Source organism: Mesorhizobium sp. CA13, assembly GCF_020165235.1.
In the GTDB taxonomy this organism is placed as follows: Bacteria; Pseudomonadota; Alphaproteobacteria; order Rhizobiales; family Rhizobiaceae; genus Mesorhizobium.
Window position 1 is genome coordinate 328,940 of the sequence record NZ_JAIUHS010000003.1, and the last position, 26,552, is coordinate 355,491.

Here is a 26,552-nt window from a genome sequence, read left to right on the forward strand (position 1 = left end):
GCTCAGAAAGAGATTCAGGCGGCGTAAATTCAAGTTTCCGTTTCAGTTTTCCGCCGTCATTTCACGAAAGGTCGCAACACGTCCCGCGCGAGCAGGAAACCACGCTTGACCTTATCGTCGCTGCCCTCGAACCACCGGTCCTCGTGCTCGATGATGATCGGGCCGTCATAGCCGGCGCGGTAAAGGCCCGAGAAGAAGCCGTTCCAGCCGACATCGCCCAGCCCCGGCATGCGCGGCACCTGCCAGCCTATGCCGGACGAAAGGATTCCGCGCTCGTACAAACCATCATGATCAATCATCAGGTCCTTGGCGTGGACATGCAGCATGTAGGGGCCGAATTCCCTGATGAAGCGGGCCTGGTCGATCATCTGCCAGACCAGGTGCGAAGGATCGAAATTCATCCCGACATCGCCGCCCCAGGTTTCGAGAATGCGGCGCCAGACCAGCGGCGAATAGGCGATGTTGTGGCCGCCCGGCCATTCGTCATGGCTGAAGATCATCGGGCAGTTCTCGAAGGCGAGCTTGACGCCGTGGTCGCGCGCATGGGCGACGATATCGGGCCAGACCTCGAGCGCGTGCTGCCAGTTGACGTCGACGGTCTTCGAGGCATCGCCGCCGCAGAAGGTGTTGACCAGGGGCACGCCCATATTCGCGGCCAGCACGATCACCTGCTTCAGGTGGTCGATCACCGTCTTGCGGTGGGCGGCATCGGGATGCAGCGGGTTGGGATAGTAGCCGAGACCGGAAATGGTCAGCCCCTTGCCGGTTAGGTTTGCCGCGATGTCCCTGGCCTGCGCCGGCGAGGTCGCGGCGGCGTCGATATGGCTTGTACCGGCATAGCGGCGGCTGGCGCCCGAGGCTTTCGGCCAGCAGGCGATTTCCAGCGCCTCGAAGCCGGCCGAGCTTGCCCAGTCGGCGACCGCGTCGAGCGGCGTCTCCGCGAACGGTGCGGTGAGCAGTCCAAGCCTCATAATGCCTCCCCTGATCGTGAATTCACGACCGATTCCTACTATGCAGATCGTGCCGGCTGCTTCAACCGCTCATCTGCCGGTTGCGCGCATGCACGCCTGACGGTTGCCATCGGATCGTCCGATAACAGCCCGTCGAGCGCCGATGTGACGGCCTTGCGGAACATGTCATTGGCGGCGAGAGCGGGATCGAAGATGGCGTCGATCGCCAGGATGCCCGCGGCCAGCGCCGGGACATCGCGTCCGCTTGCCTCCGCTATGCCGGCGATCTTGCCGGCATAGGGATCCGACACCGGCCAGCGCCGGCCGAACCGGGATGAGGCCTGGATCAGATAGGCCATCCAGCCGGCGACGGACACCGACAGCAGCGCAATGCTTTTTGCCTCGCCCAGCCGATCGCGGATCGGGTTGAGCAGGCGTTGAACGATCTTTTGCGAGCCGTCGGTGGCGATCTGGTGGTTGCGGTGGCGGATCGCGGTATTCTTCAGGCGGCCAAGGCTCTGCTCGACATAGGCTGATGGGTCCATGCCGGGCACCGGCTTCAACGTTGGCAGAGTCTCCTCGACGAGCATGCGGCGCACGAAGGCTGACAGCAGCGGGTCCGCCATCGCATCGGAAGTGTGTTCGAGGCCGGCCAGCACGCCGAGATAGCTGAGCGTCGTCTGGGCGCCGTTCAGCACACGCATCTTGAGATGCTCGAACGGCGTGACGTCGTCGACGAAGGTTGCCCCCACCAGGTCCCAGCGCGGCGTGCGGCCGGCGAATTTCTGCTCGATCACCCATTGCCGGAACGGCTCGCCTGCGACGACGGCTCCATCGCGGTAGCCGAAAAGCTGCTCGACGCCGTCGAGATCGGCCTGCGTGCTCGCCGGCACGATGCGGTCGACCATGGCGCTGGGGAAGGCGGCATTGGCCGCGATCCAGCCGGCAAGGCCGTTGCCGCGCCGTTCGGCAAAAGTCCGCACGACATTTTCCAGGATTGTGCCGTTGGCCGGGATGTTGTCGCAGGAGAGCAGCGTCAGCGGCCGGCCGTGCGTGGCCATGCGTTGCTCCAGCGCCCGCGCCAGAATGCCGGGCACGCTGCGCGGCGTCAGCGCGTTTGCGAGATCGTGGACGATGTCGGGATGGTCGAGGTCGAGCGCGCCGCTGGCCGGGACATGGCAGTAGCCCTTTTCGGTCACGGTCAGCGTCACGAATTCGATGTCCGGGGAGGAGAGCACTTCGAGCGCGGGCATAGCGGTCGCCTGGCTGTCGACAACGCGCACGATGCTGCCGATGACGCGGGCCTCGACATGGGAATCCTGGCGGATGAGCCTGGTGTAGAGCCCGTCCTGAGGGCCGAGCGTATCGGCGAGCGCCGGCGGACGGATGTTGATGCCAACCACGCCCCAGCGGCCGAAGGTCCGCGCCAGGAGGTCGTCGGTGTATTCGGCCTGGTGGCAGCGGTGGAAGGCACCGACGCCGAGGTGCGCCATGCCGGCCTTGAGCAAGGCACGGTCATAGCCGGGCCTTTGCACCGTCGCCGGCAGGCGGCCGAGCAAGGCCGGACCGAGCGTCTCGGGTGCGGCCGTGCTCACCGGTTGGCTCCGATCACCCACTGTTCCTGGTCGATCAGCGCGCCGGTCATCGGTCCCGCGGCGTCGGAGAGAAGGAAGACGGCGAGCCTGGCCACGTCCTCCGCCGAGAATAGCCGGCCGAAAGGCTGCGCGGCGTTGGCGGCATCGAGCCAGCCCGCGCCGTGGCCGAGCGTCTCGGCCTGCATGACGCGCTCGGCGGGCGTATCGGTCCAGCCGACATTGATGCCGTTGACGCGGATGCGGTCGAAGCGGTGGGCGTTGGCGGCGTTCCTGGTCAGCGTCGCCAGCGCGCCCTTGGTGGCGGAATAGACGGCGAGCTCGGGCGAGCCGCAATGGGCATTGATCGACAGGATGTTGACGATCGCGCCGGCCTGGCCCCGCTTCCGCATGTCGGCAATCGCCGCCTGCATGAGGAAGAACGGGGCGCGGGCATTGACGGCGAACAGCGAGGCCCAGTCCTCGGGGGTCGCATCGAGGAAGGAGGCCCGGTCGGTCAGGCCGGCGGCATTGACGAGGCCGTCAATACGGCCGAAGCGGTCGATGCAGGCTTGCGCCAGGAGGGCAGGGGCTGCCGGGTCGGAAAGCTCGGCGGCGACGAAGTGTGCCGGCGTGCCGGTTTGGGAAAGGTCCGCAGCGACGGCGTCGCCGCGCGTCCTGTCGCGGCCGGTGATCAGCAGGCCGCCGGCGCCGGCACGCACCAGCGATTGGGCGACCGCCCGGCCGATGCCTTGCGTCGCGCCGGTGACCAGCACCATCTTGCCGTCGAGCTGAAGCTCCATTCCTCCTCCCGGAACAAAGTTTCTATTTCTGGAAATATGGAATGTCAGTTCTTGTTAGTCAACCGCGCGATCATTCTGCCCGTTGGGCCACGACGCCATGGACCAAAGCCATGCCGACGGCGAGCGACGCCGCCAGCGAGCGGAAGCCTGCGAAGTCCTGTTCCACCACTTCCAGCCAGGTGTCCGAGAACTTGACCAGCGGAGAAAAAGTGCTGTCGGTGATGGTGACGATCCGCGCGCGCCTCTCATGGGCGACCGCGACGAGGTCGGGCGTGATCGAATTGTAGGGGCTGAAGGAGACCGCCAGCACCGCATCGCGTCCGCCGATGCAGCCGACCTGGTCGAGCGCGGTGGAGCCGACATTGTCGACCAGCACATTGCGCACGCCTTGCTGCGACAAGGTCAGCGAGAGATAGCTGGTGACGGGAAAGGCACGCTTGGAGCCGATGACATAGATCAGCTCGGCGGCCGAAAGCAGCGCCACCATTTTCTCGAAGCTCTCCGTATCGAAGCCGGCCTCGATGCGGCCGAGCGAGGCCTGCGAGGCGCCAACAATGCCGCGCAGGAAATGCAGGTCGGCGTTGGGCTCGGTCCGCTGCTCGCCACGTCCCTCCGGCCAGGACGCCTTGACATGGTCCTTGAACAGGCCCTGGAAATCGGAAAAGCCGGCATAGCCGAAGATCTGGGCGAAGCGCACCAGGGTCGAAGGCTGCACCCCTGCCTGCGCGGCGACCTGTGCGATGGTGCCGAGCGCGACATCGCTCGGATGCTGCCACAGGAAGATCGCGACCTGGCGCAGCCGCTTGGGGAAATGGACCGTGCCCGACGACAGCACCGCGCGCAGTTCCTCATAAGTCTGCGGCTTGATATGGCCGAGCGCCGCCAGCGAGCGCCCGCGCTTGCGGGTCGCCGCCTCGTCGGCACTGGACCGTCCGGATGTTTTGCGCGCCCCGCTCATGATTTCAGGCTAGCGCGATACGATCGTTTTACAATATGAAAATTGGAAATCCTGTTCGAAGGTGATAGCCGTTCTGCAGCGAAGAAGTTCGATCTGTTCAACCATAGCGCTCTACGGCGCCCCCCTCTGTCCTGCCGGACATCTCCCCCACAGGTGGGGAGATTGGAAGCGTCGACCGCGACGCCTTTCATGCAACGCCGGCAATTGGCGAAAGCCGGCGTGACATCCGATCTCCCCCCTTGAGGGGGAGTTGTCCGGCAGGACAGAGGGGGGCGCCACAGAACTCGACAGTGGGTGCTGGGCAAACAAACTATCGGGAGGAATCATCAGCATGGTCTATGCGACATCCGACGGATCGGCGGGCAAGCGTTTGCGCGTCGGCATGGTGGGAGGCGGGCAGGGCGCCTTCATCGGCGCGGTGCATCGCCTCGCCATGCGGCTTGACGACCAGATCGCGCTGGTGGCCGGGGCGCTATCGTCCGACCCCGGGAACGCCGCCGCCTCGGCCGCCGAGATCGGCATCGCGCCCGAGCGCAGCTATGCCGATTACCGCATGATGGCAAAGGCGGAGGCTGCGCGCCCGGACGGCATCGAGGCGGTCGTCATCGTCACGCCCAACCACCTGCATGCGCCGGTCGCGACAGCCTTTCTCGAAGCCGGCATCGATGTGATCTGCGACAAGCCGCTGTCGACGACGCTGGGCGAGGCGCAAGCGCTGGTCGCGCTGGCGCGGGAGAAAAATCGCCGCTTCGTCGTCACCCTCAACAACACCGGCTACGCCATGGTGCGCCAGGCGCGCGAGATGGTGGCGGCGGGTGAGCTCGGCCGCATCGTCTCCGTGCACGGCGCCTATATCCAGGACTGGCTGACCAGGCCGATCGATGCCGACGGCCAGAAGCAGGCGGAATGGCGTACCGACCCGGCGCGTGCCGGACAATCGGCGGTGCTGGCCGATATCGGCGTGCATGCCTTCAATCTGGCGAGTTTCATCAGCGGCCACGAGGCCGAGACGGTGTCAGCCGACCTGTTCACCGCCGTGCCGGGACGGCGGCTCGACGACAACGCGCATGTGCTGGTGCGCTGGGCGGGCGGCGCACGCGGCACGATCCTGGCCAGCCAGACGTCGCCCGGCCACTATAATGATCTCTCCGTGCGCATCTATGGCGACAAGGCCGGGCTCGAATGGTCGGGCACGCGGCCTGAGGAACTGCGTTTCTCCAGATATGGCGAGGAAACCCGCACGCTCGTGCGCGGCGGCCATGGCTCGACGCAGGAAAGCCGGCGCGTGTCACGCATGCCGGCGGCGCATCCCGAAGGCTATATCGAGGCCTTTGCCAATTTCTACCGCGACGCCGTCGACATCATCCGCGCGCATCGTTCGGGCGCTGCCGTAGATGCGGCCCGGGCGGCGCAGGTGCCCGATGTGGTCGACGGCGCGCGCGGCGTGAAGTTCGTCGCCGCGGCGGTGGAGTCGAACGCGGCTGATGGGGCGTGGACGGCGGCAAGCTTCGGGTGAGGGGTGTGCCGTCGAATGCGAAGCACGCCATCGCGGCCACGTCGACGGTGCCGCGCTGTTGACGGCGATCAAGAGTTGGCTGTCCATTCGGGACCATGCTGAGTTCCGCCATTTTTCAGTTCGTTGCGAGGCTGGTTTCGAGGGCAGCAGCCGGTTGACTGTTTCCAAATCGTTGCCGCGGACCTTGCGCGAGGTGATTGCGACGCTATGTCAGGTACATCCGCGTTGCTTCTCGCGCGCGCGTTCGGCAATCTGATCGCTTCTTCGGCGTTGAAGGCTTGGTCCCGATGGAACTCGGTCTCGTTGGATACTATAGCGACTTCGTGGTGTATCCGCTGGCGATCGTCGTACTCGCCGTCGCCGGACTGCTCGAGGCCGGAGAAGAGAGTGCGCCGGGCTGGCTGGCCACGGTCATCGCTTGTCTCTGCTTGTGGACGCTGATCGAATACGTCATGCACCGGTTCGTCCTTCACCACATTCCCTGGATCAGGGATCTGCACGACCGCCATCATGTCGAGGAGCGCAGTCCGGTGGGCACGCCCACCTGGCTCAGCCTCGGCGTGCATGCGCTTGTCGCGTTCTTTCCCGTATGGATGGTCTCGGATTTCGCGGTCGCCAGCGCGGCGAGCTGCGGGCTGATGCTGGGCTACCTTTGGTACATCAGCATCCACCACATAATCCATCACTGGCATCCCAGGCATCCGAGCTATCTCTACACGCTGAAGCGCCGCCACGCGCTGCATCATCATGTCGACGAAAACGTCAATTACGGCGTGACGTCGCTGTTCTGGGATCGGGTTTTCGGCACGATGCGCCTCTGAAGCCCAAAGGTGCGCGCCATTCGGGGAGCGCAGGTCGGACGGATGAGGCGGCCATTCCCGCTCACAATTCTTTCTGCGCCAATTCCCTGAACTCGTCGGGCACGGAGCGGGCCGCCTCCAGCGCCACGGTGCCGTAGCCGACGGCCTGTTTGCCGAAGCGTTCGCGGATCTTGTCGATGGCGCGGTCGGCGCCAAAGCGGGCGAGGCCCTTCCTGGTGCCGGGGCGGCGCTTTTCGTCGGCGAGGCCGAGCGGCAGTTCGAGCTGCAATTCGGCACTTTCCTCCAGATGCGAGACGGAGATCGCCAGCAGCGAAATCGTCCTGTCATGCGGATGATCGGCAAGCACGCCCCGCACCAGGTCTGTCGCGATCTCGGCCAGCATCACCGTCGCCGAGATCGGCTGGTCGAGCGTTATCGAGCGGGTGACCGCGCTGAGGTCGGCGAAGCGCACGCGCACCGTCACCGTGCGGCCGGGGCGCGCCTTGGCGCGCAGCCGGCTGGCGACGCGATCGGCCAGATGCAGCAGGACGGGGATGTAGATGCATTCCAGCGCCGGCTTGCGGCCAAGCGCCGACTGGGCACCGGCCGAATGGGCGCGGCGATGTGTTTCCAATCTGCGCGGGTCGCGGTTCCACGACAAGGCGGCGAGCTTTTCGCCGGCGGCGGGGCCGAGCAGCCGCGCCAGCGCGCCGCTATGCGTCCTGGCCAGTTCGCCGATGGTCTCGACGCCGATCTCGGCCAGCCGTGCCCTGGTCGCCGGGCCGACGCCCCACATCAGCGAGACCGGCAGGTCGTGCAGGAAGGCGATCTCGGTGCCGGGCTCGACCACCACCAGCCCATCCGGCTTGGCAACTTGCGAGGCGATCTTGGCCAGGTGCTTGGTGCGCGCCACGCCGATCGAGATCGGCAGGCCGAGTTCGCTCCGCACGCGGCGGCGAATGGTCGAGGCGATCTCCCGCGGCTGTCCGAACAGATGCGTGCAACCGGCGACATCGGCGAAGGCCTCGTCGATGGAGATGCGCTCGACCAGCGGCGTGAAATCGTCGAGCACCTTCATCGCGGCGTCGCCGAGCCGCTGGTAGTCACGGAAATTTCCGCCGACGAAGATCAGCCGCGGGCAGAGCTCGCGCGCCTTGCGGCCCGGCATGCCGCCGCGCACGCCGAAAGCGCGGGCCTCGTAGGAGGCGGCGAGCACGACGCCGCCGCCGACCGCGATCGGCTTGCCGCGCAGCGACGGGTCGAGAAGCTGCTCGACCGAGGCATAGAAAGCATCGAGATCGGCATGCAGGATGGTGGGCTCCATCCCCGGTTCCTCGCCACGTTGTAGAATATGGAACATAAAGAGAACAAACATTGCTCGCTGTCAAGCGAGGTCGCGATCTGCCGGAACATTGTCGCTCACAATCGCGTTGACGGGCCGAAGGGAGCTGCATGCGGAGGCTGGCATGGGCAACTTTGAAATGATCGATCTGGTTTGCGTCGTCAACGCCTGCTCCACCGACCGCGCCGCCGGGCGGCTGGTGTCGATGGCCAGGGCCGTGGAGGAATTGCGGGTGCTGACCGGCGATTTCGTCTCGGCCGACGAAACGGTTGCGAATGCGTTGAGTGAAGTCGCGCTGCAATGCGGCTGTGCCGTGCTGTTCGATGAGCAGGCGGGCGCCGACATATTGCGCACGCCATAGCTCGTCGCCGGCGTGCTTGTTTTTGCGCTATTCCGAACACAGGGCCGTCACACGCTTTTCAACGCGCGTTGCCTATGCGTGTCGTTGTCCCGAGGTAGCCTTGGGCGGCATCCATTAACCGAGATGCTCCGCTCGCAGCGCCTGCTTCAGGCGCTCCAGCGCCGGCTCCCCGCCGGCAGCGAGCTTATCGGCGATCCTTGCCAGATGATCGTCGGCCTTGCGGTGCTTGCTGCTCCAGGCGCCGAGCGTGGCCAGCACGGGCACAAGGTCGATGCCGGCCTCGGTCAGGCGATAGATCGCCTTCAACCCATGCGTGGGATCACCGCTGCGGGTGAGGATGCCTTCGTCCTGCAATGTCTGGAGGCGCTCGGCCAGCGTGCGCGAGGATATGCCCTCGTCGGATTGCAGGAATTCGCGAAAGTGCTTTTTTCCGGCGAAGACCAGATCTCGGATGATGAGCAGCGTCCAGCGGTCGCCGAGCAGTTCGAGCGACAGGTTGATGGGGCAGCCGGACCGGTCCCGCGTCGACATGTGCATGGTTCCATTTTTAAATCGCTTTACTATTGACAGCGTTTTCATCTCAGGTCAATAGTTCCAAATGTAAACCATCGGCAGCCGTGCCGGCCGAGCGGGTAAAACGAGCCGCTCGGCCCTTTGACCGGGGAGAACCATGATGAAAAAGCTGATCCTGCAGATGCAGATGTCGGTCGACGGTTTTGTCGGCGCCGACGCGGATCATCGCTGGCAGCTCTGGGAATGGGGCGACGACAGCGCCTGGGACGAGGAGCTGAAACGGGATTTCAACGCCGTCTTCGCCGGCATCGATACCATCCTCTTGAGCCGCAAGATGGCCGAGGAAGGCTACCTCACCCATTGGGGCAATGCGGCCAAGAAATTTCCCAGGGACCCGTTCTATGCTTTTGCCCAGCGCATCGTCGAGGCGAAGAAGGTGGTGCCGAGCGACAGGCTCAAGGCCTCGCGATGGGAGCGCACGACAGTGGTCAGCGGCGACCTGCCACGGGAGGTCGGCGCGCTCAAGGCGGGTGAGGGCGGCGACATCGCGGTATTCGGCGGCGCCGGCTTCGCCTCGGCGCTGATCGCGGCCGGGCTGGTCGACGAGTTCCAGCTGTTCATCAACCCGGCGGTGCTTGGCGCCGGACGCCGCATCTTCGACCAAGGCGGGTTCCGGACATTGCGGCTGCTCGGCTCGAAATCCTATGCCTGCGGCATGGTGGTGAGCCGATACGCGCCAGCGGGGTGACAGGGTGGCGTAAGCCCTGCGCCAAAACCGTTTCGGCGGAATCCCTTGGCCGCGTCTGTTCGTCTTCGAGTGCGACAGTCGCGGTGCGACGAAAGAGCATGCGATGGGACGGTTCTTGGCTATTTCAACGCGTCCGCCGCCGCCAGGATGACATCGGCGACTTCTCGCGGCCTGGAGAGCATCGGGACGTGGCTGGTCGATAGCTCGGTCACCTCGGCGCCGATCGCCTTGGCCATGGCGGCCTCGGCTGCCGGTGGGATCATGCCGTCGTTCTTGGCGACTATGTACCAGCTCGGCTTGGTTTCGTAGGCGGCGGCCTCAAGCCTTTCATCGAAGATCCCCGAGAAAGCCGGTCCCTGGGTGGCGGCTATCAAGCTGATTTCGACCGCCGGGAGGTCTTGCGCGAAGTGTCGGGCGACGCCCTCGGGGGTCAGCCGGAGATAACCGGCGCTGTCGGCTTGCAGCGAACCGGCCCATGGCGCCGGCTGGCCCTTGCCAAGATCGTTGATGGAGACGCCCTTCGGCGGCGCGAAGGCGGCGACGTAGACCAGCGCCTTGACCTTGTCGTTCACGCCCGCCTGGCTGATGACGACACCACCCCAGGAATGGCCAACCAGGATGACCGGTCCCGGCTGGGCATCGATAACACGTCTGGTCGCGTCGACGTCGGCGGCAAGCGAGCTCAACGGGTTTTGCACCGCCACCACATTGAGCCCCTTGGCTTCCAGCAATGGAATGACCTTGCTCCAGCTCGAGCCGTCGGCGAAGGCGCCATGGACCAGCACGACCGTTTTCTTCGGGGCATTGGCGGTCGATGCAGGTACCGCCGCAGCCATTACAGCCGTGGCTCCCAGAACCAGGAAATCCGATACCGACATAGAAAGTCTCCCATTTGCGCCGACAGCGCCCTTGCGAGGAGCAAGCCGTACGGCTTCGTTTCACAAGATCGATTACGGCAAAGCCCCGGGTAATCTCCGGAAGCGGCTGCTACCTGGCGAGGAAGTCGGCGATGAGCTTGACCGTGGCATCCGGGTTTTCTTCCATGATCCAATGGCCCGAGGCGGGCACGATGGCTCCGGTCACATCGGCGGCGACGAACCGCAGAATGTCTGCCTGCGTGGTGCCCGCCGATTTTTCGGCGCCGACGGCCAGAACCGGCATGGGCAGTTTGCCGCCGGCGGAAAGCATCGCCTGGTTGTCGGCGGCGTCCTGATCGAATGCCTTGAACTGTTCGAAAGCGTCATGCATGGCATGCGGCCTGGCATAAAGCTTGGCGTAGTGGGCGCGCGTCGCCTCGTCGATCTTTCGGGGATCGGCGGAAAGCTCGTTGTAGAAGCGATCGAGATAGATGCGCTCGCGGCCCTTCACCAGCCGCTCCATGTCGGGGCCACGGAAGTTGAAGTGCCACAAAAGCGGGGTTTGCTTGATCTTGTCCCAGTCGCCGATGCCCGGCAGGGGCGCGTCGATGACAACCCATCTGGTGACACGCTTCGGATATTGCGCGGCCAACGCGTAGCCGACCATGTTGCCGATGTCGTGCGTCACCAGATCGACCTGGTCGGTTTTCAGCGCATCCATCACGCCGGCGATATCGACCGCCTGGTTCTTCTTGGCGTAGCCGGTGTCTGGATGTGCGGACAGTCCCATGCCGCGCAGGTCCGGCACGATCACCGTATGGTCCTTCATCAATCTTGCCGCGACCGGCGCCCACATGTCGCCGGTGTCGCCGAAGCCGTGCAGCAGCAGCACTGCCGGGCCTGTGCCGCCGACGCGGACATTCAGGCTGGTGCCGTTGGTCTCGATGGTGCGCGCCTTGAAGGCGGCAGGAAACGGCATTACCCGCGCCATGGCTGGAAAGCTCATCGCAAGCAGGCCGAGGATGATGATCAAAGGACGGAACATGGTATTCTCCCCGAGATTTCGCTCTGCCGCGCGTATCGCAGCCAATGCAGTTATGGCACTATCTGTTTGATTTCGTTAGGCGGCGGTCGCCTAATGGTGAATTCGGGAAAGCCGAACAATGCTGAAGCTAGAATCCGCCGCCGCTTTCGTCGCCGTCGCGGAATCCGGTTCGATCAGCGAAGCGGCCCGGCGCATGTCGCTGTCGAAATCTGTCATCAGCGAGCGGCTTTCGGAACTCGAACGCAGCCTGGGTACGAAGCTGCTCGACCGCACAACCCGCAAATTGTCCATCACCGAGACAGGACGGAGTTTCTACGAACGCGCCAAGCGCATCATGCGAGAGGTAGCCGACGCCAGTGCGGAAATCGGGGAGCGCAGAGGTGATCTCACCGGACAGCTCAGAATCGCCGCGCCGACGAGTTTCGGCATCCTCCACCTCGGCGCGGCACTGTTCGATTTCCTCGCCAAACATCCACGGATCGAGCTGACGCTCGACCTCGACGATCGTTTCGTCAGCTTGGTGGCCGACGGCTACGATGCCGTCTTGCGTCACGGGCCCGTGGTCGAGGATGGGCCCGTCATCGTCAGGAAGCTGGCCTCCAGCCGCCGCTTCCTGGTGGCCTCGCCCGACTATCTCGAGCGGTTCGGGTGGCCGAGGAGCATCGAGGACCTGAAACGCCACAAAGGCATCATCTACTCTATCCGGGGCGCTGCCGACTGGCGGTTCAAAATCAAACGGCGGCTGGTGACGGTCCGACCGGAAACCGGACTGCGGGTCAACAATGGGATTTTGATGCGCGATGCTGCCCTTGCCGGCCTCGGCTTGGCACTGCTCCCGGCATACTTCATCCAGACGGAGCTCGCCGACAAGCGACTGGCTGTCGTCGATGTCGGTGCCGAGCCTGAAGGAGCCACGATCTACCTCGCCTGTCCCGAGGACCGGCGCGGGTCTGCCAAATTGCGCGCGCTTACCGCATGGCTGCGCGATGTCTTTGGCGACCCGCCCTATTGGGAGGCGTGAGCCACCGCTCACTTCGCATCATGAAAAATAACGCCTACCGTGTGCCGCATGCCCGAGCGCAGGCGGCTGACGCCGTGTCGCAGATTGACGCGGTAATTGCCCTTGGTGCCCTGCACCGGCCGGTTGTGGACGGCGAAGGCGACGGCATCCCCTTGGCGCAAGGGCACCACTTCCACCCGGCTCTGCATGCGCGGTCGCTGTTCGGTCAGGGCGAACTCGCCGCCGGTGAAATCCTCGCCGGGTTCTGAAAGCAGAATCGCCACCTGCAGCGGAAAGGCGAGATCGCCATAGAGGTCCTGGTGCAGGCAGTTGAAGTCGCCGGGCACATATTGCAGCAGAAGCGGCGTCGGCCTGACCTGGCCGGCTGCGTGGCACTGTTCGAGAAAGGCGGCGTGGGCGCCGGGATAGTGCGCGGCCAGGCCCATGCGCTCGTTCCACCGGTTGGCGACCTCGGCGAGCCTGGGATAGAGCGCGGTACGCAAGCCGCCGATCAGGTCCGGCAAGGGGTAGCGGAAATAACGGTATTCGCCCTTGCCGAAACCGTGCCTGGCCATGTGGACATGACTGCGGAAATGCTGTTCGTCCGAATAGAGCCCGGCGATCTGCCGGCACTCCTGCGGCGTGAGCAGCTTTTCCATCACCGCACAGCCGAAGCCGTCGAGTTCGGCGGCTAGGGCCGCCCATTCGTAAGCGGCAACGCGTTCCTCGGCGGCCTTCACCGCCGATGCCGCAACCTTGGCATGGGCGTTCATATCGCGATCTCCCTGTCGAGCAGGGCGCGCTTGCGCTCAGTGCCCCAGCGGTAGCCGGAGGGCGTGCCGTCGGCGCGGACGACGCGGTGACAGGGAATGCCGAGTGCGATCGCGTTGGCGGCGCAGGCCGTCGCCACGGCGCGGGCGCCGTTCGATTGGCCGAGGCGTTGGGCTAGGGCGGTATAAGTGATCGTGGCACCGCACGGAATCGCGCGCAGCATCGCCCAGACCCGCTGCTGGAACGGTGTGCCGTGGCTGATGTCGAGCGGCAACTCGAGACCGGCGGCGGGCGTTTCGATGAAACGCGTTATCGCCGCGAGATCGTCTTGCAAGGCGGTCTCGTCCTCGACCAGCATCCTGCCGGGGAAGCGGCTGGCGAGGTCCTGCGCCAGCGCCTCGGCGTCGGAGCCGATCAGGATGGCGCAGACGCCGAGGGAACCGCGCGCGGCGAGGATTTTGCCGATCGTGGATTGGGCGATGGCGTAGGTGATGGTGTCGAGGGCGGCGGCGCCGGAAGCTATGGCCGGCGTATGGGTTTGCGTGAGGTTCATTGCTTCACTCCTTCTGTGTGCCTGAACCCTAGCCGCGTGCCTTCCGTTCCTCACTCCGATGCTTGCTTTCAAATTCAAATCCTGTCGTCGGCGGATGAACCATGCCAAGGTAAGCGCCCTACGGCGCCCCCCTCTGTCCTGCCGGACATCTCCCCCACGAGGGGGGAGATTGGCTGTCATCACTGCCTTCGCCAAATCTCCAACGTGGCAGGAATGAGCAAGTCGCCGAAGCTGCCAATCTCCCCCCAAAGTGGGGGAGATGCCCGGCAGGGCAGAGGGGGGCGCCGTAGAGCGCTGATCTTGACACTCGCACTCTGGCCAGCACGCTCAGGCGACACGCGTGACGGACATCTCGCCCAGCAGGAACACCTCGCCGGTCAACAGCCGCAGTTCGAACTCACCGGATGCCGTGCGGTTCCATTCGGCCTGGCCGGCATCGACCAATTCGCGAATGGCAGCCATCACCAGCGACTTGGCATCTTCGGCGCGTCTGACGGCAACACTGCCTGATATCTGGCTGTTCGCACCGGTGATGGAAGACCTTGCCGTCGCGCGCATCGCCGGTCCCCATCAGGCCCGCGAAGACCTGCAGGCATTGCCGGCTGGCTCCGCCAACCCGCCGGCCTCGCGGCCGAGCAGCGCGCGCTTGCGCTCGGCGCCCCAGGCGTAGCCCGACAGGGCGCCGTCCTTGCGGATCACGCGGTGGCAGGGAATGGCGACCGCGAGCGCGTTGGCGGCGCAGGCGCCGGCAACGGCGCGAGTCGCCTTCGGCGCGCCGATGCGCGCTGCGATCTCGGCATAGGAGACGGTGTGGCCGGCCGGGATGTCGCGCAAGGCCTGCCAGACGCGCTGCCGGAACGCGGTGCCGCGCAGGTCGAGCGGCAGGTCGAGACCGACCCTTGGAGCCTCGACGAAGCCGACGACGCGGGCGACGAGCGCCTCATAGTCGCGGTCGGCACCGATCAGGCACGCCTTGGGGAAACGGTCCTGCAGGTCGCGCACCAGCGCGTCCGGTTCGTCGCCGAGCAGGATCGCGGCGACGCCCTTCCTGCTCGACGCGACAAGGATGGCGCCGAGCGAGCATTGGCCGACGGCGAAGCGGATCTCCTCGCTGGCGCCGCCGGCGCGATAGCGCGACGGCGTCATGCCGAGCATGCCGGTCGACTTCTCATAGAAGCGCCCGCTCGAATTGAAGCCGGCATCGTAGATCGCCATTGTCACGCTGGCGCCGTCTTCCAGGCCCCGGCGCACCCTTTCGGCGCGCCGGGCGGCCGCGTAATCCTTCGGCGTCAGGCCGGTGACGGCCTTGAAGGTGCGGTGGAAATAGCCCGCGCTACGGCCGGCGGCGGCGGCCAGTTCACCGAGCGACGGTTCTTCCTCGCTCCGTTCGATCCGGCGGCAGGCCTCGGCCACCATCGCTGCGTTGCCGGCCTCGAGCGATGGTCCGTCGGGATTGCAGCGCCGGCAAGGGCGGAAGCCGGTCGCCCTGGCGTCGTCCAGCGTGTCGTGCAACTGCACGTTCTTCGGATTGGCGCGCCGCGACGGGCAGGAGGGCCGGCAATAGACGCCGGTCGTCGCCACCGAATACCAGAAGCTGCCATCGGCCGATTTGTCGCGCGCCACGATCAGCGCCCAGCGCGGATCGTCGGCCACCGGCAGCGGCGCGGGTTTGAGATCCTTGGCAAGGGTGATGAACATGCCGGCATTGAAGCCGCAGACGACCCGCGTCGCCACCCGTTTCCTGCCAACTGACAGGGATCTTGATTTCCCAATTTGGGAAATTCCCCTTGTTCCCATTTCGGGAAATTGCTATATTTGGCCATGCAGATCATCGCCAGGAAGGCGCTGAAGGACTTTTGGGCCAAACACAATCAAGCCGAAACTCCTTTGACGGCTTGGTATGTGGCGGTGAGCAATGCTGATTGGAAGGCCCCGGCCGACATCAAGGATGTGTTTGGAGCGACGGTCGATTTCGTCGGCGACAATCGCGTCATTTTCGACATCGGAGGCAACAAGTACCGCCTGGTTGTCCATGTCGCCTACAAGTTTCACCGGGTTCTGATCAAATTCGTCGGGACACACAAAGAATATGACAAGATTGATCCGGAGAAGGTGTGATGGAAAACATTCGACCCCTTAAGACCGAAGCCGATTACGATTGGGCGATTGCCGAAATCACCCAATATTTCGAGAACGAGCCGGAAATCGGCTCTCCCGATGGCGACCGATTTGATGTTCTCGCGACCCTGATCGAGGCCTATGAGGACAAGCACTATCCCATTGAAGCACCCGATCCCGTTGAAGCAATTCAGTCCCACATGGAGTTGTTCAACTTGTCGCGAAAGGCTCTGGCCGAGGTGATCGGATCATCACCGCGGGCAACGGAGGTGCTGAACAGGAAGCGGGCCTTGACCCTGGACATGGTCTTCAAACTGAACAAGGAATGGAACATTCCCGCCGAAATCCTCGTGAAACCCTATCATCTTGCAAATGATGGGGGTCGAAAGCGCGCCTAACGGGCTCCAGACTCCTACGCCGCCCGCTTGGGCTCGACCGCGAACGGGCTCAGCCCTAGCCATGTTTGCATCTTCCTCGCGATGTGCTGATCTCCGGTCAAGGCGACCTTTGCACCTGCCTTCTCGACCGTGATCAATCCCATCCAGATCGCCGTCATCGTGTGCAGGTCGGTCGAGACATAGAGGTCGACGTCGAAGCCCGGATCGTACCAGCACAGATCGACCTCGCCATGCTTTTCGACGATCAGCCACCACGACCGTTTGGACGCCGGCAGGTCTTGGTACAGGAACTGTATCACGGTGCGCCCCTCGGGTAGCGGCGAGGGGTTCAGGTTGCGCCGCATGTCCCACATCAGCAGCGACGGATCGAGGTTCTTGAGGGACAGCCGGGACTCGACCCATTTTTGTCCCCAAAAGCCCATCGCTTCGACGACGGGGCGCAAATCTCGGCCGGCCTCCGTCAGCCGGTATTCGGAGATGCCCTTCTCGCCCGGCACTTCCTTGCGCTCGACGATCCCGGCGAGCTCAAGCTCCTTCAGCCGTTGCGACAGAAGGCTGGGCGACATTTTGGGGACGCCGCGGCGCAGGTCGTTGAAGCGGGTCGAACCCGCCACCAATTCGCGCATCAGCACCATCGTCCAGCGGGTGCACAGCACCTCGGCGGCCATCGATAGCGGGCAGAACTGCTTGTATCCGTGCTGGGCCATGATCCGACGTCCTCCCTCGACGCTGGGTTGAACATTAGGCTTTCATGAAGGAAGCGGCCAGTACGGAAACTGTACCGGCCCGGTACAGATCGCGGACTGGCCGGCGCCGGCCCTGCCGTGCGAGCCCTTTGACCGGCCGCGGGGATTTCCCCTGTGCGCCGTAACAGGGAGACGACCATGACCACATATGTCATCGCAGACATCAAGGTGAAGAACCCGCAGTGGATGCCGGCCTATGCCGCATCGGTGCACGACCTCGTTCACAAGCATGGCGGCAGGTATCTGTCGCGCAGCGGCAATGTGAAGACCCTTGAAGGCAAGCCGCTCGACACCACGCTGATCGCGCTGATGGCATTCCCGTCGGAAGCGGCGGCGCGCGCTTTCGCTAACGATCCGGCCTACGCGCCCTTCGTCTCGGCCCGTCAGGATGGCAGCGACAGCCGCTTCCAGATGATCGACAACACCGACCTGGCGGGGACGATCCCGTATCTGCCGAAGGGATGAGCCTTCCCTCCATGGGCCTGGAAGGGCAACCCGACCGGCACCTTCGCCGACATGAACCCGAAAGTGTCGTGCGAACACGCGGCGGCGCCCCGCCAGTGGTCAACGAGGCCAAGTGGCGATGGCCGCCTGGCCGAGCGATCGTTCCGCGTGGCTGCCCTATGCGGCCTTGATCAGGCCGAGCTGGGTCAACGCCGCGACGCCGTCGTCGAGCCCGATCTCCTCGACGATCCTGCCGTCGATCACCTTCAGCACCGTGGTGCCGGTGAAGCGCATGGTACGGCCGGTGGCGGCGGGCAGCGAACCGACTAGGAAATCGCTGAAGGCCGGACCGGTATGCGTGCCGCCGCCTTCCCACTGGCCGACGACATAGTCGCCCTCGGCGATGAGGTCGGCGGTGGCCCAGAAGTTGAGGTCCGGGAAGGCGGCGCGGAAATCGGTCATGAAGGCCTTGATGTCGTCGCGGCCGCGGCGCGGTTCATGCAGCGAGTATTTGAGCAGCATGTCGGGCGCGGCGATGGCGTCGACAACCGAAAGATCGCAGGTTTCACCCCAGAAATCGGTGAACCATCTGACGACGACGGCCTTGTTGTCTTCCTGTTTGGTCATTGGAAAGTCCTCTTCTTGTTCGCACGAGATCACCAGGGCGGGCGGCGACCCCGCGCAACCACTAGGGGGATCGGCGGGCGGGCAAACTCCGCTTCTTGCCCGCCAATCGAAAGTCGGGACCGCAAGCGGGCGGCGCCACCGGCGCGGTAACGCTTTCTTCTCTGGTTTTGCCGCAGATTACCCCCGGCGGGGTTGGACGAAACGGAAGATGGCGGGTCAAGACAAGAAAAGCCGTAATGGAACGTTCTGGGAGAAGGCCCTGGAGCGCGCCCAACTTGGCGTCTGGGACTGGGACCTTCGGACAGGCGAGTGTTTCTATTCCGCCACCTGGGCGCGGATGCTGGGCTATGACGAGGACGAGCTCGCCAACAGCAGCGACCTCTGGCTGCGGCTTACCCATCCCGACGATCGCGAGCAGGCGCTGGCCAGCGGCGACCGTCACATCGCCGGCCTGACCGATACCATCGAGACCGAGCTCAGGCTCCGGCACAAGCAAGGCCACTGGGTCTGGGTGCTCGACCGCGGCGGCATCGTCGAACGCGACGGCGACGGCCAACCGATCCGGCTGATGGGCGTGCAGACCGATATTTCGAAACAGAAGGCGGCAGAGGCCGCGCTGGAACAGGTCAACATCCGCTTCCGCCTGGCGCTCGCGGCCAGCGGCACTGGCATCTGGCACTACGACATCGCCAGCAACAAAAGCTATTGGGATTTCCGCACCAGGGAAATTTTCGGCCTTGTAGCCGTTACCGACGAGGTGACCGCCGACCTATGGCACAGTTACCTGCACCCCGACGACAAGCAAGCGGCCGAACGCGCCCACAGGGCGCCGCTGGAAACCGACGGCGTCATTGCCGCGCAATATCGCATCATCAGGCGCGACGGCGATATCCGTCATGTCGAATCGCTGGTGCGTTTCGTGGCCGCCGCCGGTGCCGCCGGCCAGATCCTCGGCACGGTGCGCGACATCACCGAGGACAAGCTGCGCGAACAGGAACTGGCCTATGCCGCCCGCCACGACGCGCTGACCGGCCTGTGGAACCGCGCCGCCTTCGACAGGCTGCTTGGCGAGCATATTGCGACGGGGGCGCCGCTGGCGGTGTTCTATGTCGATCTCGATTACTTCAAGGCGCTCAATGACTTCGCCGGGCATGCCGCCGGCGATCTGGCGCTGAAGAGCGTCGCGGGGGGCATACGCGGCTGCCTGCCGTCGTCGGCGCATGCGGCGCGCCTGGGCGGTGACGAGTTCGCGTTGCTGGTGCCGCATTGCGACGCGATGCAGGCCGAGCGGATCGCCGGCGCCGTGCTTGGGGCGGTGCGCGAGGCCGATCTCGGTCCGGCCGCGTCATCGCGCCGACTGGCGGCCTCGATCGGCATCGCCTTCATCGATGACGCCACGACCACCGTGGCCGATGCGCTGGCTTGCGCCGACGACGCCTGCTACGCGGCCAAGGCGGCGGGGCGCAACCGCTTCGCGGTGTTTTCGGCCGCGGCGCGATCGGGGGCCGCCGGCCTCAATGCGGCGCGCATCGCTGCCGACACCGTCGATGCCATGGACGACGGGCGGCTGAAACTGTTCGGCCAGGAAATCCATCTCCTGGGAAAGCCATGGCAAGAGTGCCGGCACGTCGAAGTGCTGGCAAGGCTCGCCGCGCGCAACGGGCGGCTGGTGCCGCCGGGCGAATTCATCCCGGTGGCCGAGCGTTTCGGCATCGCCTCGAAACTCGACCGCTGGATCATCCGCACGGCGCTGGTGCGGCACGGGCCGGCGCTGCGTGCCGGGGCGCTGACGCTCGGCTTCAACCTCTCGGCTCAGACATTGAGCGATCCGGGGCTGTGGGATTTCGTCGACAAGACCATCGAGGAAACCGGTGCGCCGCATTCCGGCATCGGCTTCGAGATCACCGAAACAGCGGCCGTCACCAATTTCGACGCCGCCGAGGCGTTCGTGCGCAAGGCGCGCGAGCGGCGCTGCCGGGTCAGCCTCGACGATTTCGGCGCCGGCATGAGTTTGTTCGAGTATCTCAGGCGCTTTCCCGTCGATGCGATCAAGATCGACGGCTCATTCATCGAACATATCACCGACAGCCGGTTCGACCGCGAGATCGTGCTGGCGATGACCAGCATTGCCAGGAGCCTCGACTTCGCCGTCGTGGGCGAGAAGATCGAACGGCACGATACGCTGGCCATGCTTAGGGATATGGGCGTCGCCTACGGTCAGGGCTTCTTTCTGCATCGTCCCGAGCCGCTGGAGGCGATCGTTTCGCGCGCGACGGCCGGAACGCCCGACAGGCGGCGCGCCTGAAGCGGGCAAGCCGCCCGCCAGAATCGCCGAGCCACTCCAACACTCCATTAAGCAATCCCGAAGAGCTGTTGAGCACGGCCCCTGGAACGGCTCCGGGCGGTCGGCCGGGCTCGGCGGAACGATCACTGGCGATCGGCGAACCGTATCGATCGCGGAAACTCCAACACCTCTGCCTCCGATCGCCTGTGCTGCGCCTCCGCGACCGCTTCGATCAGCAGGTCGAGGGCTTCGCATGCCGAGCGGCTTGTCTCGTCATCGCCGCGCAAATAGTGATAGGCGCGCTCGAGATGCACCCGGGCGGCTGAAAAATCGCTGGTCAATGATCCCTCCATTACCTCGCCCTAATATATCTTGGCCGGTCTGGCGGAACGCAGGGTAAATATCCACAGGCGGATTTTATTCAAATGCCGGGGGATTCCGGCAAGACGGGCGAGGCCGGCGCTGTCAGGAGAGACAACGCCCAACCCTTTGCCATGCCTTGCCACGCAGCTAGAGTGCTACCTCCCTTGTCCAAGGATGAGATCCCATGATCGTCCAGGCCTGTATCAATGGCGCACGACCGCGCGATTTTCATCCGAAATTGCCGCTGACGGCGCAGGCGATGGCGAGCGATGCGGCCGCCTGCGTCGCCGCGGGCGCGGCCGAGCTCCACATCCACCCGCGCGGCGCGGACGGGCGCGAGAGCCTGGCCGCCGTTGACGCGACCGTGCTGGCGGTGCGCCAGGCCTGTCCCGGCACGCTGATCGGCGTGTCGACAGGCGCTTGGATCGAGAATGACATCGAGCGCACCCGCGCGGCGATCGCCGGCTGGCGCGAACTGCCCGATTATGCATCGGTCAATCTTTCGGAGGCCGACGCGCCCGCCGTGATGGAGCTTTTGCGCCAGCGCGGCGTCGGCATCGAGGCCGGCCTTGCCACAACGGAAGATGCCCAGCGGTTCGTCAGTCTTGCCGATCACGGCCGGGTGCTGCGCATCCTGATCGAGATCGACATACAGGAATTGCCCGCCGCACTCGCCGAGGCGCACGGCATCGCCACCGCGCTGGACCGCGCCGGGGTACGGCGGCCGATCCTGCTGCACGGCGCCGACGCCACGGTCTGGCCGTTCGCGGAACTGGCGCGTCGAAGGCGCTGGTCGACGCGGGTCGGACTGGAAGACGGCAGGACGCTTCCCGATGGAAAGGTGGCGCAGGACAATGCGGAGATCGTCGCGGCGGCGGTATCGGTGCTTCAGGCTGGTCTTTAAAAGAGAGTTAGTCTCCCAGAATGATCCGGATCGCCTGATCCACCACCGGATGCAGGCCGCTGGCCTGGAAGGACAGGCGGTTGCCGGAGCCGACATTGCTGGTCATGGCGATGGTGAGGCCGGACTCCGGGTCATGCAGCATGACCGCGACGTAGCCCGGAATGCTGCCTTGGTGGCCGTAGAAGGCGCGGTCGGCATAGGCGCTCTGGAACATGCCGGCGCCGGTCTCGCGCATGCGCGTGCCCGGGAAGCTCGCAGGCACGCGGTGTTCGAACATTTCGGCGAAGAAAGGCGGCGACAAGAGCTTGCCGGAGAACAGGCCGCGCATGAAGCTCACCATGTCGGATGGCGTCGACACCATGTCGCCGCAGCCATAGGCGGCGCCGAACGGGAAGGAATCAGACGAATCCTGCAATTCGTCGGAATAGGGCAGCACGCCGTCCATGCGCCACATCTCGCCGCCGGAAGCGATGTCGGTCGGCGCGCCCGGCGCCGGCGGCGGCCGGTGGTAATAGCCACGCACCATCGACTTTTCCGGGAAAGCTTCGGTGGCCGGCGACCAGGTGTTTTTCAAGGCGAGCGGCTGCAGGACCGCGCTTCTGACATAGGCGCCGAGCGACTGGCCGGTGACGGCCTCGATCACCATGCCGGCCAGCACATAGCCGGTGTTGTTGTAGACAGCGGGTCCGCCCGATGCCTTCTGCTTGTCGGAGGCGAAGGCGATGTCGACCAGTTGCTGCGGCGTCCATTGCCGGCCCGGATCCATCGGAATGTAATATTCGAATTCCGGCAGGCCGCTGCGATGGTTGATCAGCTGGCGCACCGAAATATTCCCCGCACCCGGCAGATCCGGGAACCAGGAGGAGATCGGCGCGCCGAGGTCGAGCTTGCCGGTCTCGGCGAGCTTGACCAGGGCGGCGGCGACGAAGGTCTTGGTGCAGCTGCCGATCTTGAACAGCTGGTCGGACGAGACAGGTGTGCCGTGCTTGCGGTCGGCGAGGCCCGCGGTGAGGGCGATCGGCGAGGCGCCTGTCGAATAGGCCAGCGAGGCGCCTACCGCGCCGTCGGCGAGGTAGCTGTTGAGGAGGGAGGTCAGGTCTTTCGGCATGGATGTCTCGCTTTCTTTTTACCTTCTCCCCTTGTAGGAGAAGGTGTCGCCGAAGGCGACGGATGAGGGGTGCTCCAGGGAACACCAACGTCTCACTTCGCTGGAACACCCCTCATCCGTCTCGGCGCTGCGCGCCGATCCACCTTCCCCCACAAGGGGGGAAGGAAGAGGCACCGAGCTCTACTCCGCTGTATCCACGGCCGCGAAATTCTGCCGGCCGAAGGGGTCGAGCACGTAGTTGAGCACGCTCTTGCGGATCGGGATCGCCACCATCGAATGGGCGATCGGCGCCACCGGCACCTCGGTCTTCAGGATTGCCTGCGCCTTCCCGTAGATCGCGGCGCGCTCTTTCGGGTCGGCGGCGACGCGGCCTTCATCCAGCAGCTTCTCGAAGTCCTTGTCGCACCAGCGCGAGCGGTTGGAGCCGCCCTTCACGCCGTCGCAGGACAAGAGATAGCTCAGCATGTTGTCGGGATCGCCATTGTCGCTGCTGCCGCCGAGCAGGAAGGCGTCCTGCTCGCCCGCCGCGGTGCGCTTGAGATATTCGCCCCATTCGAAGCTGACGATCTCGGACTGCACGCCGACCTTCGCCCAGTCGGCCTGGATCATCTCGGCCATGCGCTTGGCGTTGGGGTTGTAGGGGCGCGACACCGGCATCGCCCACAGGCTGATCTTGAGGCCGCTTTCGTGGCCTGCTTCCTTCAACAGTTTCTTCGCGCCATCGGGATCATAGTCGATGCCGGCATCGGTGACGGCGCCGAGCTGCGCCGGCGGCACGACGCTGCCGGCAACGGTGCCGGCGCCGGCATAGACGGCATCGACGATTGCCTTGCGGTCGACGGCCTTGGCGAGCGCGGTGCGCACGCGGACTTCGCCCAGCGGCTGATGTTCGACGTTGAAGCCGAGGATGCCGATATTCTGGCCCTTGAGGTCGAGGACCGTAATGTCTGGATCGGCGCGCAGTTCGGCGACGGCACTGGGCGGGGGCGGGGCCGCCACCTGGCATTCATTGGCCTTGAGGCGCTCGACTCGGGTGGTCGGCTCGGGCGTGACGGCGAAGACCAGCGTGTCGATTTTCGGCGCGCCGCGCCAGTAATCCTTGTTGGCGGCGTAGCGCACCTGGCTGTCGGGCACATAGGCCTCGAGCACGAACGGGCCGGTGCCGACCGGCTGGCTGTCGATCAGCTCCGGCGTGCCGGCGGCCACCATCTTTTCGGTCTGCTCCAGCGACAGGATCGAGAGGTAGTCGAGCGCCAGCCCGGCCAGGAAGGTGACGTTGGCCGCCGTCAGCGTGAAGCGCACGGTGTGATCGTCGACCTTGTCAATCTTGTCAATCAACGTGCCCATGCCCAGCGCGTTGAAGTACTCGTAAGCGCCGCCGCCGAGCTTGTGATAGGGATTGTTGGCGTCGCGCTGGCGGTTGAACGTGTAAAGGACGTCGTCCGCGTTGAAATCGCGGGTCGGCGTAAAATGCTCGTTCGACTGGAATTTCACGCCGTGGCGCAGGTGGAATGTGTAGGTCTTGCCGTCCGGCGAGACATCCCAGCTCTCGGCCAGCGCCGGTCCGACTTCGGTGGTGCCCGGCTTGAACTCGACCAGCCGGTTGAAGATCGTCTTGGCGGCGGCATCCATGGTGGAGTCGGCGATGCCGATCGCCGGGTTGAAGGTCTCGGGATTGGCCTCCGAGCAATAGACGAGCGTCTTGGCATGAGCCTGCCCGCCGAGAAGGACGGACGAGGCCAGAAGGGTCGAGCCAAGCACTGTGCGCAGAACGGTGGATTTCATCGCAAACGCTCCTGATGACACTTTTTCTGGTTGAGGGAAGGGCATGAACTTCATGGCGTCGCCGCCGGGGCCAGGAAGCGGTCGGGCGCCAACGCCGCGGTGGTGACGCCAAGCGCTGCGACATCGTCGGGCAAGGGTTGGCCGCGCATCAGCGCCGAGCCGAGCCGCGCCAATGTCAGCGACACCTGGAAACCGTAGCCGCCCTGGCCGCCGAGCCAGAAGAAGCCAGGCAGGCGCGGGTCGAAGCCGGCGACCGGCGTGCGGTCGGGCGCAAAGGTGCGCAGGCCGGCCCAGGGTGTCGACGGGCGGCCTATGCGCATCGACGTCGCCTGCTCGATGCGGTCGACGGCAATGGCGACATCGATGTCTTCCGGATACGCGTCGCATGGTTCGGAGTCTGTCTCGTCGGCGAGCGAGCCGATCAGCCTGCCGGCGTCGGGCTTGAAGTAGAACTGTTCGTGCAGATCGACCACCAGCGGCCAGCCTGATATGTCGACGCCTGCGGGCGGATCGAACAGGAAGGCTGTGCGCCGCTTGGGCTGGAAGCCGAGACCGGTGAGCCCCGCCAGGCCGGCCACGACATCGACCCAGGCGCCGGCGGCGTTGACGACGATGTCGGCGGGATAGGCGCCGGCGCTGGTGGCGACACGCAGGCCGTTGCCGGCGCGCGCGATCTCGCGCACCTCTTCGCCCGTGCGCATGATGCCACCCCTGGCCTTCAGTGCCGAAGCGCAGGCCGCAAGCATCTTGCCGGTATCGACATCCACCGCGCCCGGTTCATGGACACCGCCGCATGTGGTTTGCGGATCGATGACGGGAACCAGCGCATGCAGCTCGGCGGCCGAGAGGCGACGCACGCTCGGCACCATGGCCTGCAATTCGCCGGCCAGCCGGTCGACCGCCGCGCCGTCATCGGCGCGGCCGACATGCAGCGCGCCACGTTGATGCGCGACGAAGCCGCCGTCGAAGATCGCCCGGCGGCTCGCCAGCGTCAGCGCTCGCACCACGCGGTTGCCATAAGTCTCGGTGAACAGGGCAGCCGAGCGGCCGCTGGCATGATAGCCGGGTTGGCTCTCGCGCTCGATCAGGGTGACATCAGCCCAGTCCGCCACCTCGGCGGCAAGCGAGAGGCCGGCAATGCCGCCGCCGATGACGACGATTTTTGGGAGGGAATTCGACTGCATCGATCAGTCGTAAAAATTATTTCTTATCCGGTCAATATTTAGCGTATAAGAAAATTGTTGGTGTTGTTGATGGCGACGGGGAGTTCAATTACCTAGGGATGGAGCGGCGCGATCCCGCAGCATGGAGCTGATATGTCGGAGCAACCGAACCTGGGTGATTGCCTGCGCGGCTTGAGGAAGACGCATGGCTGGACCTTGCAGGAGGTGAGCAGGCTCACCGGGGTCGCGGTGTCGACGCTGTCCAAGGTCGAGAACGACCAGATGTCGCTAAGTTACGACAAGCTGCTGCAGATCTGCGAAGGGCTCGGCATCCATGTGACGGAGCTGCTCAGCGGCGACCGCAAGCAGCCGGCGGCGCGCACCCGCCGCTCGGTGACGTCACCGTCCAACACACTGCGCCAGCTGACCCGCAACTACGACTACCGCTATCTGGCCACCGACCTTGTGCGCAAGCGCATGGTGCCGATCCACGCCTATGCGCGCGCCCGCACCCCCGAGGAGTTCGGCCCGTTGACGAAACATGCCGGCGAGGAATTCCTGATCGTGCTCAAGGGCGAGATCGAGTTGCACACCGACCAGTACGCGCCGGTGCGGCTGAAACAAGGCGAGAGCGTCTACATCGATTCCACCATGGGCCACGCCTACCTCTCGGTGGGCGAGGGCGACGCCGAGATGCTGTGCGTCTGCTCCGGCGACGAGCCCGACATGGAAGGCACGCTGCTGAGCGTGCTGGAGACGGTGGAGGGGTAGCGGCGACAGGCTCCGGGCGAAGCTGCACGACCTTCTCCCTCCTTGGCCGCGGA

General features: G+C 65.1%; 29 protein-coding genes. 11 read left to right on the top strand and 18 right to left on the bottom strand.

The genetic code is table 11. From position 1 onward, the window contains the following. Positions 1–56: 56 nt before the first annotated feature. The 4 genes from LB566_RS10490 to LB566_RS10505 form a co-directional block, all read right to left on the bottom strand. The gene (locus LB566_RS10490) at positions 57–971 is read right to left on the bottom strand and encodes a sugar phosphate isomerase/epimerase family protein (RefSeq protein ID WP_140552241.1); all 915 of its coding nucleotides are present in this window, start codon (positions 969–971) and stop codon (positions 57–59) included. 38 nt (positions 972–1,009) lie between these two features. Next, a complete protein-coding gene (locus LB566_RS10495) occupies positions 1,010–2,545 on the bottom strand; it encodes a mannitol dehydrogenase family protein (protein WP_224624365.1) in 1,536 nt (511 codons plus the stop codon). Further along, positions 2,542–3,324: an SDR family oxidoreductase gene (locus LB566_RS10500; protein ID WP_224624366.1), complete on the bottom strand. Its 783-nt coding sequence runs from the start codon at positions 3,322–3,324 to the stop codon at positions 2,542–2,544. The genes LB566_RS10495 and LB566_RS10500 overlap by 4 nt, the downstream gene beginning before the upstream one ends. Before the next feature lie 70 nt (positions 3,325–3,394). After that, entirely contained in the window at positions 3,395–4,282 is an 888-nt protein-coding gene (locus LB566_RS10505) for a MurR/RpiR family transcriptional regulator (RefSeq protein ID WP_140552238.1), read from the bottom strand. A gap of 331 nt (positions 4,283–4,613) precedes the next feature. Here LB566_RS10505 and LB566_RS10510 point away from each other — a divergent pair, with 331 nt between their 5' ends. Both LB566_RS10510 and LB566_RS10515 read left to right on the top strand, forming a co-directional pair. Then, a complete protein-coding gene (locus tag LB566_RS10510; RefSeq protein WP_224624367.1) occupies positions 4,614–5,798 on the top strand; it encodes a Gfo/Idh/MocA family protein in 1,185 nt (394 codons plus the stop codon). A 287-nt stretch (positions 5,799–6,085) separates the two neighbouring features. Further along, positions 6,086–6,619 carry a sterol desaturase family protein gene (locus LB566_RS10515; protein ID WP_224624368.1) on the top strand — a complete coding sequence of 178 codons (534 nt, stop codon included), beginning with the start codon at positions 6,086–6,088 and terminating at the stop codon, positions 6,617–6,619. Between the two features lie 61 nt (positions 6,620–6,680). Here the strand turns inward: LB566_RS10515 and dinB are convergent, their stop codons facing one another. Then, positions 6,681–7,922 (bottom strand): DNA polymerase IV, encoded by a 1,242-nt coding sequence (gene dinB / locus LB566_RS10520; RefSeq protein WP_224624369.1) that lies wholly within the window; start codon positions 7,920–7,922, stop codon positions 6,681–6,683. A gap of 142 nt (positions 7,923–8,064) precedes the next feature. Between dinB and LB566_RS10525 the strand changes: the two genes are divergently transcribed. Continuing rightward, entirely contained in the window at positions 8,065–8,301 is a 237-nt protein-coding gene (locus LB566_RS10525; protein WP_140552234.1) for a hypothetical protein, read from the top strand. Positions 8,302–8,415: 114 nt separating this feature from the next. Here the strand turns inward: LB566_RS10525 and LB566_RS10530 are convergent, their stop codons facing one another. Beyond that, on the bottom strand, positions 8,416–8,832 hold the full coding sequence (locus LB566_RS10530) for a winged helix-turn-helix transcriptional regulator (protein ID WP_224624370.1): 417 nt from the start codon (positions 8,830–8,832) through the stop codon (positions 8,416–8,418). A 142-nt stretch (positions 8,833–8,974) separates the two neighbouring features. On the opposite strand from LB566_RS10530, the gene LB566_RS10535 reads away from it, so the two are divergent. Continuing rightward, positions 8,975–9,562, top strand: coding sequence for a dihydrofolate reductase family protein (locus LB566_RS10535; RefSeq protein ID WP_224624371.1), 588 nt, complete (start codon positions 8,975–8,977; stop codon positions 9,560–9,562). Between the two features lie 119 nt (positions 9,563–9,681). Here the strand turns inward: LB566_RS10535 and LB566_RS10540 are convergent, their stop codons facing one another. Further along, a complete protein-coding gene (locus LB566_RS10540) occupies positions 9,682–10,440 on the bottom strand; it encodes an alpha/beta fold hydrolase (protein ID WP_224624372.1) in 759 nt (252 codons plus the stop codon). Between the two features lie 109 nt (positions 10,441–10,549). Continuing rightward, positions 10,550–11,464, bottom strand: coding sequence for an alpha/beta fold hydrolase (locus LB566_RS10545; protein WP_224624373.1), 915 nt, complete (start codon positions 11,462–11,464; stop codon positions 10,550–10,552). Between the two features lie 118 nt (positions 11,465–11,582). Between LB566_RS10545 and LB566_RS10550 the strand changes: the two genes are divergently transcribed. Further along, a complete protein-coding gene (locus LB566_RS10550; RefSeq protein ID WP_224624374.1) occupies positions 11,583–12,485 on the top strand; it encodes a LysR family transcriptional regulator in 903 nt (300 codons plus the stop codon). Between the two features lie 8 nt (positions 12,486–12,493). On the opposite strand, the gene LB566_RS10555 is transcribed toward LB566_RS10550, so the two are convergent. The 4 genes from LB566_RS10555 to ada all read right to left on the bottom strand — a co-directional run bounded on the left by LB566_RS10555 (position 12,494) and on the right by ada (position 15,486). Continuing rightward, on the bottom strand, positions 12,494–13,237 hold the full coding sequence (locus LB566_RS10555) for a 2OG-Fe(II) oxygenase (protein ID WP_224624375.1): 744 nt from the start codon (positions 13,235–13,237) through the stop codon (positions 12,494–12,496). Continuing rightward, positions 13,234–13,788, bottom strand: coding sequence for a methylated-DNA--[protein]-cysteine S-methyltransferase (locus tag LB566_RS10560; protein ID WP_224624376.1), 555 nt, complete (start codon positions 13,786–13,788; stop codon positions 13,234–13,236). The genes LB566_RS10555 and LB566_RS10560 overlap by 4 nt, the downstream gene beginning before the upstream one ends. Positions 13,789–14,115: 327 nt before the next feature. Beyond that, positions 14,116–14,346: a hypothetical protein gene (locus tag LB566_RS10565; protein ID WP_224624377.1), complete on the bottom strand. Its 231-nt coding sequence runs from the start codon at positions 14,344–14,346 to the stop codon at positions 14,116–14,118. 12 nt (positions 14,347–14,358) lie between these two features. Continuing rightward, entirely contained in the window at positions 14,359–15,486 is a 1,128-nt protein-coding gene (gene ada, locus LB566_RS10570) for a bifunctional DNA-binding transcriptional regulator/O6-methylguanine-DNA methyltransferase Ada (protein WP_224624482.1), read from the bottom strand. 123 nt (positions 15,487–15,609) lie between these two features. Between ada and LB566_RS10575 the strand changes: the two genes are divergently transcribed. Together LB566_RS10575 and LB566_RS10580 are read left to right on the top strand one after the other, a co-directional pair. Next, positions 15,610–15,906, top strand: coding sequence for a type II toxin-antitoxin system HigB family toxin (locus tag LB566_RS10575; RefSeq protein WP_224624483.1), 297 nt, complete (start codon positions 15,610–15,612; stop codon positions 15,904–15,906). Then, positions 15,906–16,304: a type II toxin-antitoxin system HigA family antitoxin gene (locus LB566_RS10580; protein WP_140642841.1), complete on the top strand. Its 399-nt coding sequence runs from the start codon at positions 15,906–15,908 to the stop codon at positions 16,302–16,304. Before LB566_RS10575 ends, LB566_RS10580 begins: the two co-directional genes overlap by 1 nt. A gap of 14 nt (positions 16,305–16,318) precedes the next feature. On the opposite strand, the gene LB566_RS10585 is transcribed toward LB566_RS10580, so the two are convergent. Further along, positions 16,319–17,011, bottom strand: coding sequence for a winged helix-turn-helix transcriptional regulator (locus tag LB566_RS10585; protein ID WP_140552224.1), 693 nt, complete (start codon positions 17,009–17,011; stop codon positions 16,319–16,321). A 177-nt stretch (positions 17,012–17,188) separates the two neighbouring features. Here LB566_RS10585 and LB566_RS10590 point away from each other — a divergent pair, with 177 nt between their 5' ends. After that, positions 17,189–17,515 (top strand): DUF1330 domain-containing protein, encoded by a 327-nt coding sequence (locus LB566_RS10590; protein WP_140642845.1) that lies wholly within the window; start codon positions 17,189–17,191, stop codon positions 17,513–17,515. Between the two features lie 156 nt (positions 17,516–17,671). Here the strand turns inward: LB566_RS10590 and LB566_RS10595 are convergent, their stop codons facing one another. Next, positions 17,672–18,121, bottom strand: coding sequence for an ester cyclase (locus tag LB566_RS10595; RefSeq protein WP_224624378.1), 450 nt, complete (start codon positions 18,119–18,121; stop codon positions 17,672–17,674). A gap of 208 nt (positions 18,122–18,329) precedes the next feature. Here LB566_RS10595 and LB566_RS10600 point away from each other — a divergent pair, with 208 nt between their 5' ends. Then, positions 18,330–20,426, top strand: coding sequence for an EAL domain-containing protein (locus LB566_RS10600; protein ID WP_224624379.1), 2,097 nt, complete (start codon positions 18,330–18,332; stop codon positions 20,424–20,426). 122 nt (positions 20,427–20,548) lie between these two features. Here LB566_RS10600 and LB566_RS10605 read toward each other — a convergent pair whose 3' ends face one another. Continuing rightward, a complete protein-coding gene (locus LB566_RS10605; RefSeq protein ID WP_181172563.1) occupies positions 20,549–20,746 on the bottom strand; it encodes a hypothetical protein in 198 nt (65 codons plus the stop codon). Between the two features lie 206 nt (positions 20,747–20,952). Between LB566_RS10605 and LB566_RS10610 the strand changes: the two genes are divergently transcribed. Beyond that, on the top strand, positions 20,953–21,672 hold the full coding sequence (locus LB566_RS10610; protein ID WP_140552219.1) for a 3-keto-5-aminohexanoate cleavage protein: 720 nt from the start codon (positions 20,953–20,955) through the stop codon (positions 21,670–21,672). A 7-nt stretch (positions 21,673–21,679) separates the two neighbouring features. Here LB566_RS10610 and LB566_RS10615 read toward each other — a convergent pair whose 3' ends face one another. The 3 genes from LB566_RS10615 to LB566_RS10625 all read right to left on the bottom strand — a co-directional run bounded on the left by LB566_RS10615 (position 21,680) and on the right by LB566_RS10625 (position 25,749). Beyond that, positions 21,680–22,780 (bottom strand): serine hydrolase domain-containing protein, encoded by a 1,101-nt coding sequence (locus LB566_RS10615; protein ID WP_224624380.1) that lies wholly within the window; start codon positions 22,778–22,780, stop codon positions 21,680–21,682. Positions 22,781–22,960: 180 nt separating this feature from the next. Next, positions 22,961–24,565 carry an ABC transporter substrate-binding protein gene (locus LB566_RS10620; RefSeq protein ID WP_224624381.1) on the bottom strand — a complete coding sequence of 535 codons (1,605 nt, stop codon included), beginning with the start codon at positions 24,563–24,565 and terminating at the stop codon, positions 22,961–22,963. Between the two features lie 50 nt (positions 24,566–24,615). Next, on the bottom strand, positions 24,616–25,749 hold the full coding sequence (locus tag LB566_RS10625) for an NAD(P)/FAD-dependent oxidoreductase (protein ID WP_224624382.1): 1,134 nt from the start codon (positions 25,747–25,749) through the stop codon (positions 24,616–24,618). Between the two features lie 132 nt (positions 25,750–25,881). Between LB566_RS10625 and LB566_RS10630 the strand changes: the two genes are divergently transcribed. Beyond that, positions 25,882–26,499 (top strand): helix-turn-helix domain-containing protein, encoded by a 618-nt coding sequence (locus LB566_RS10630; protein WP_140895403.1) that lies wholly within the window; start codon positions 25,882–25,884, stop codon positions 26,497–26,499. Positions 26,500–26,552 lie beyond the last annotated feature (53 nt).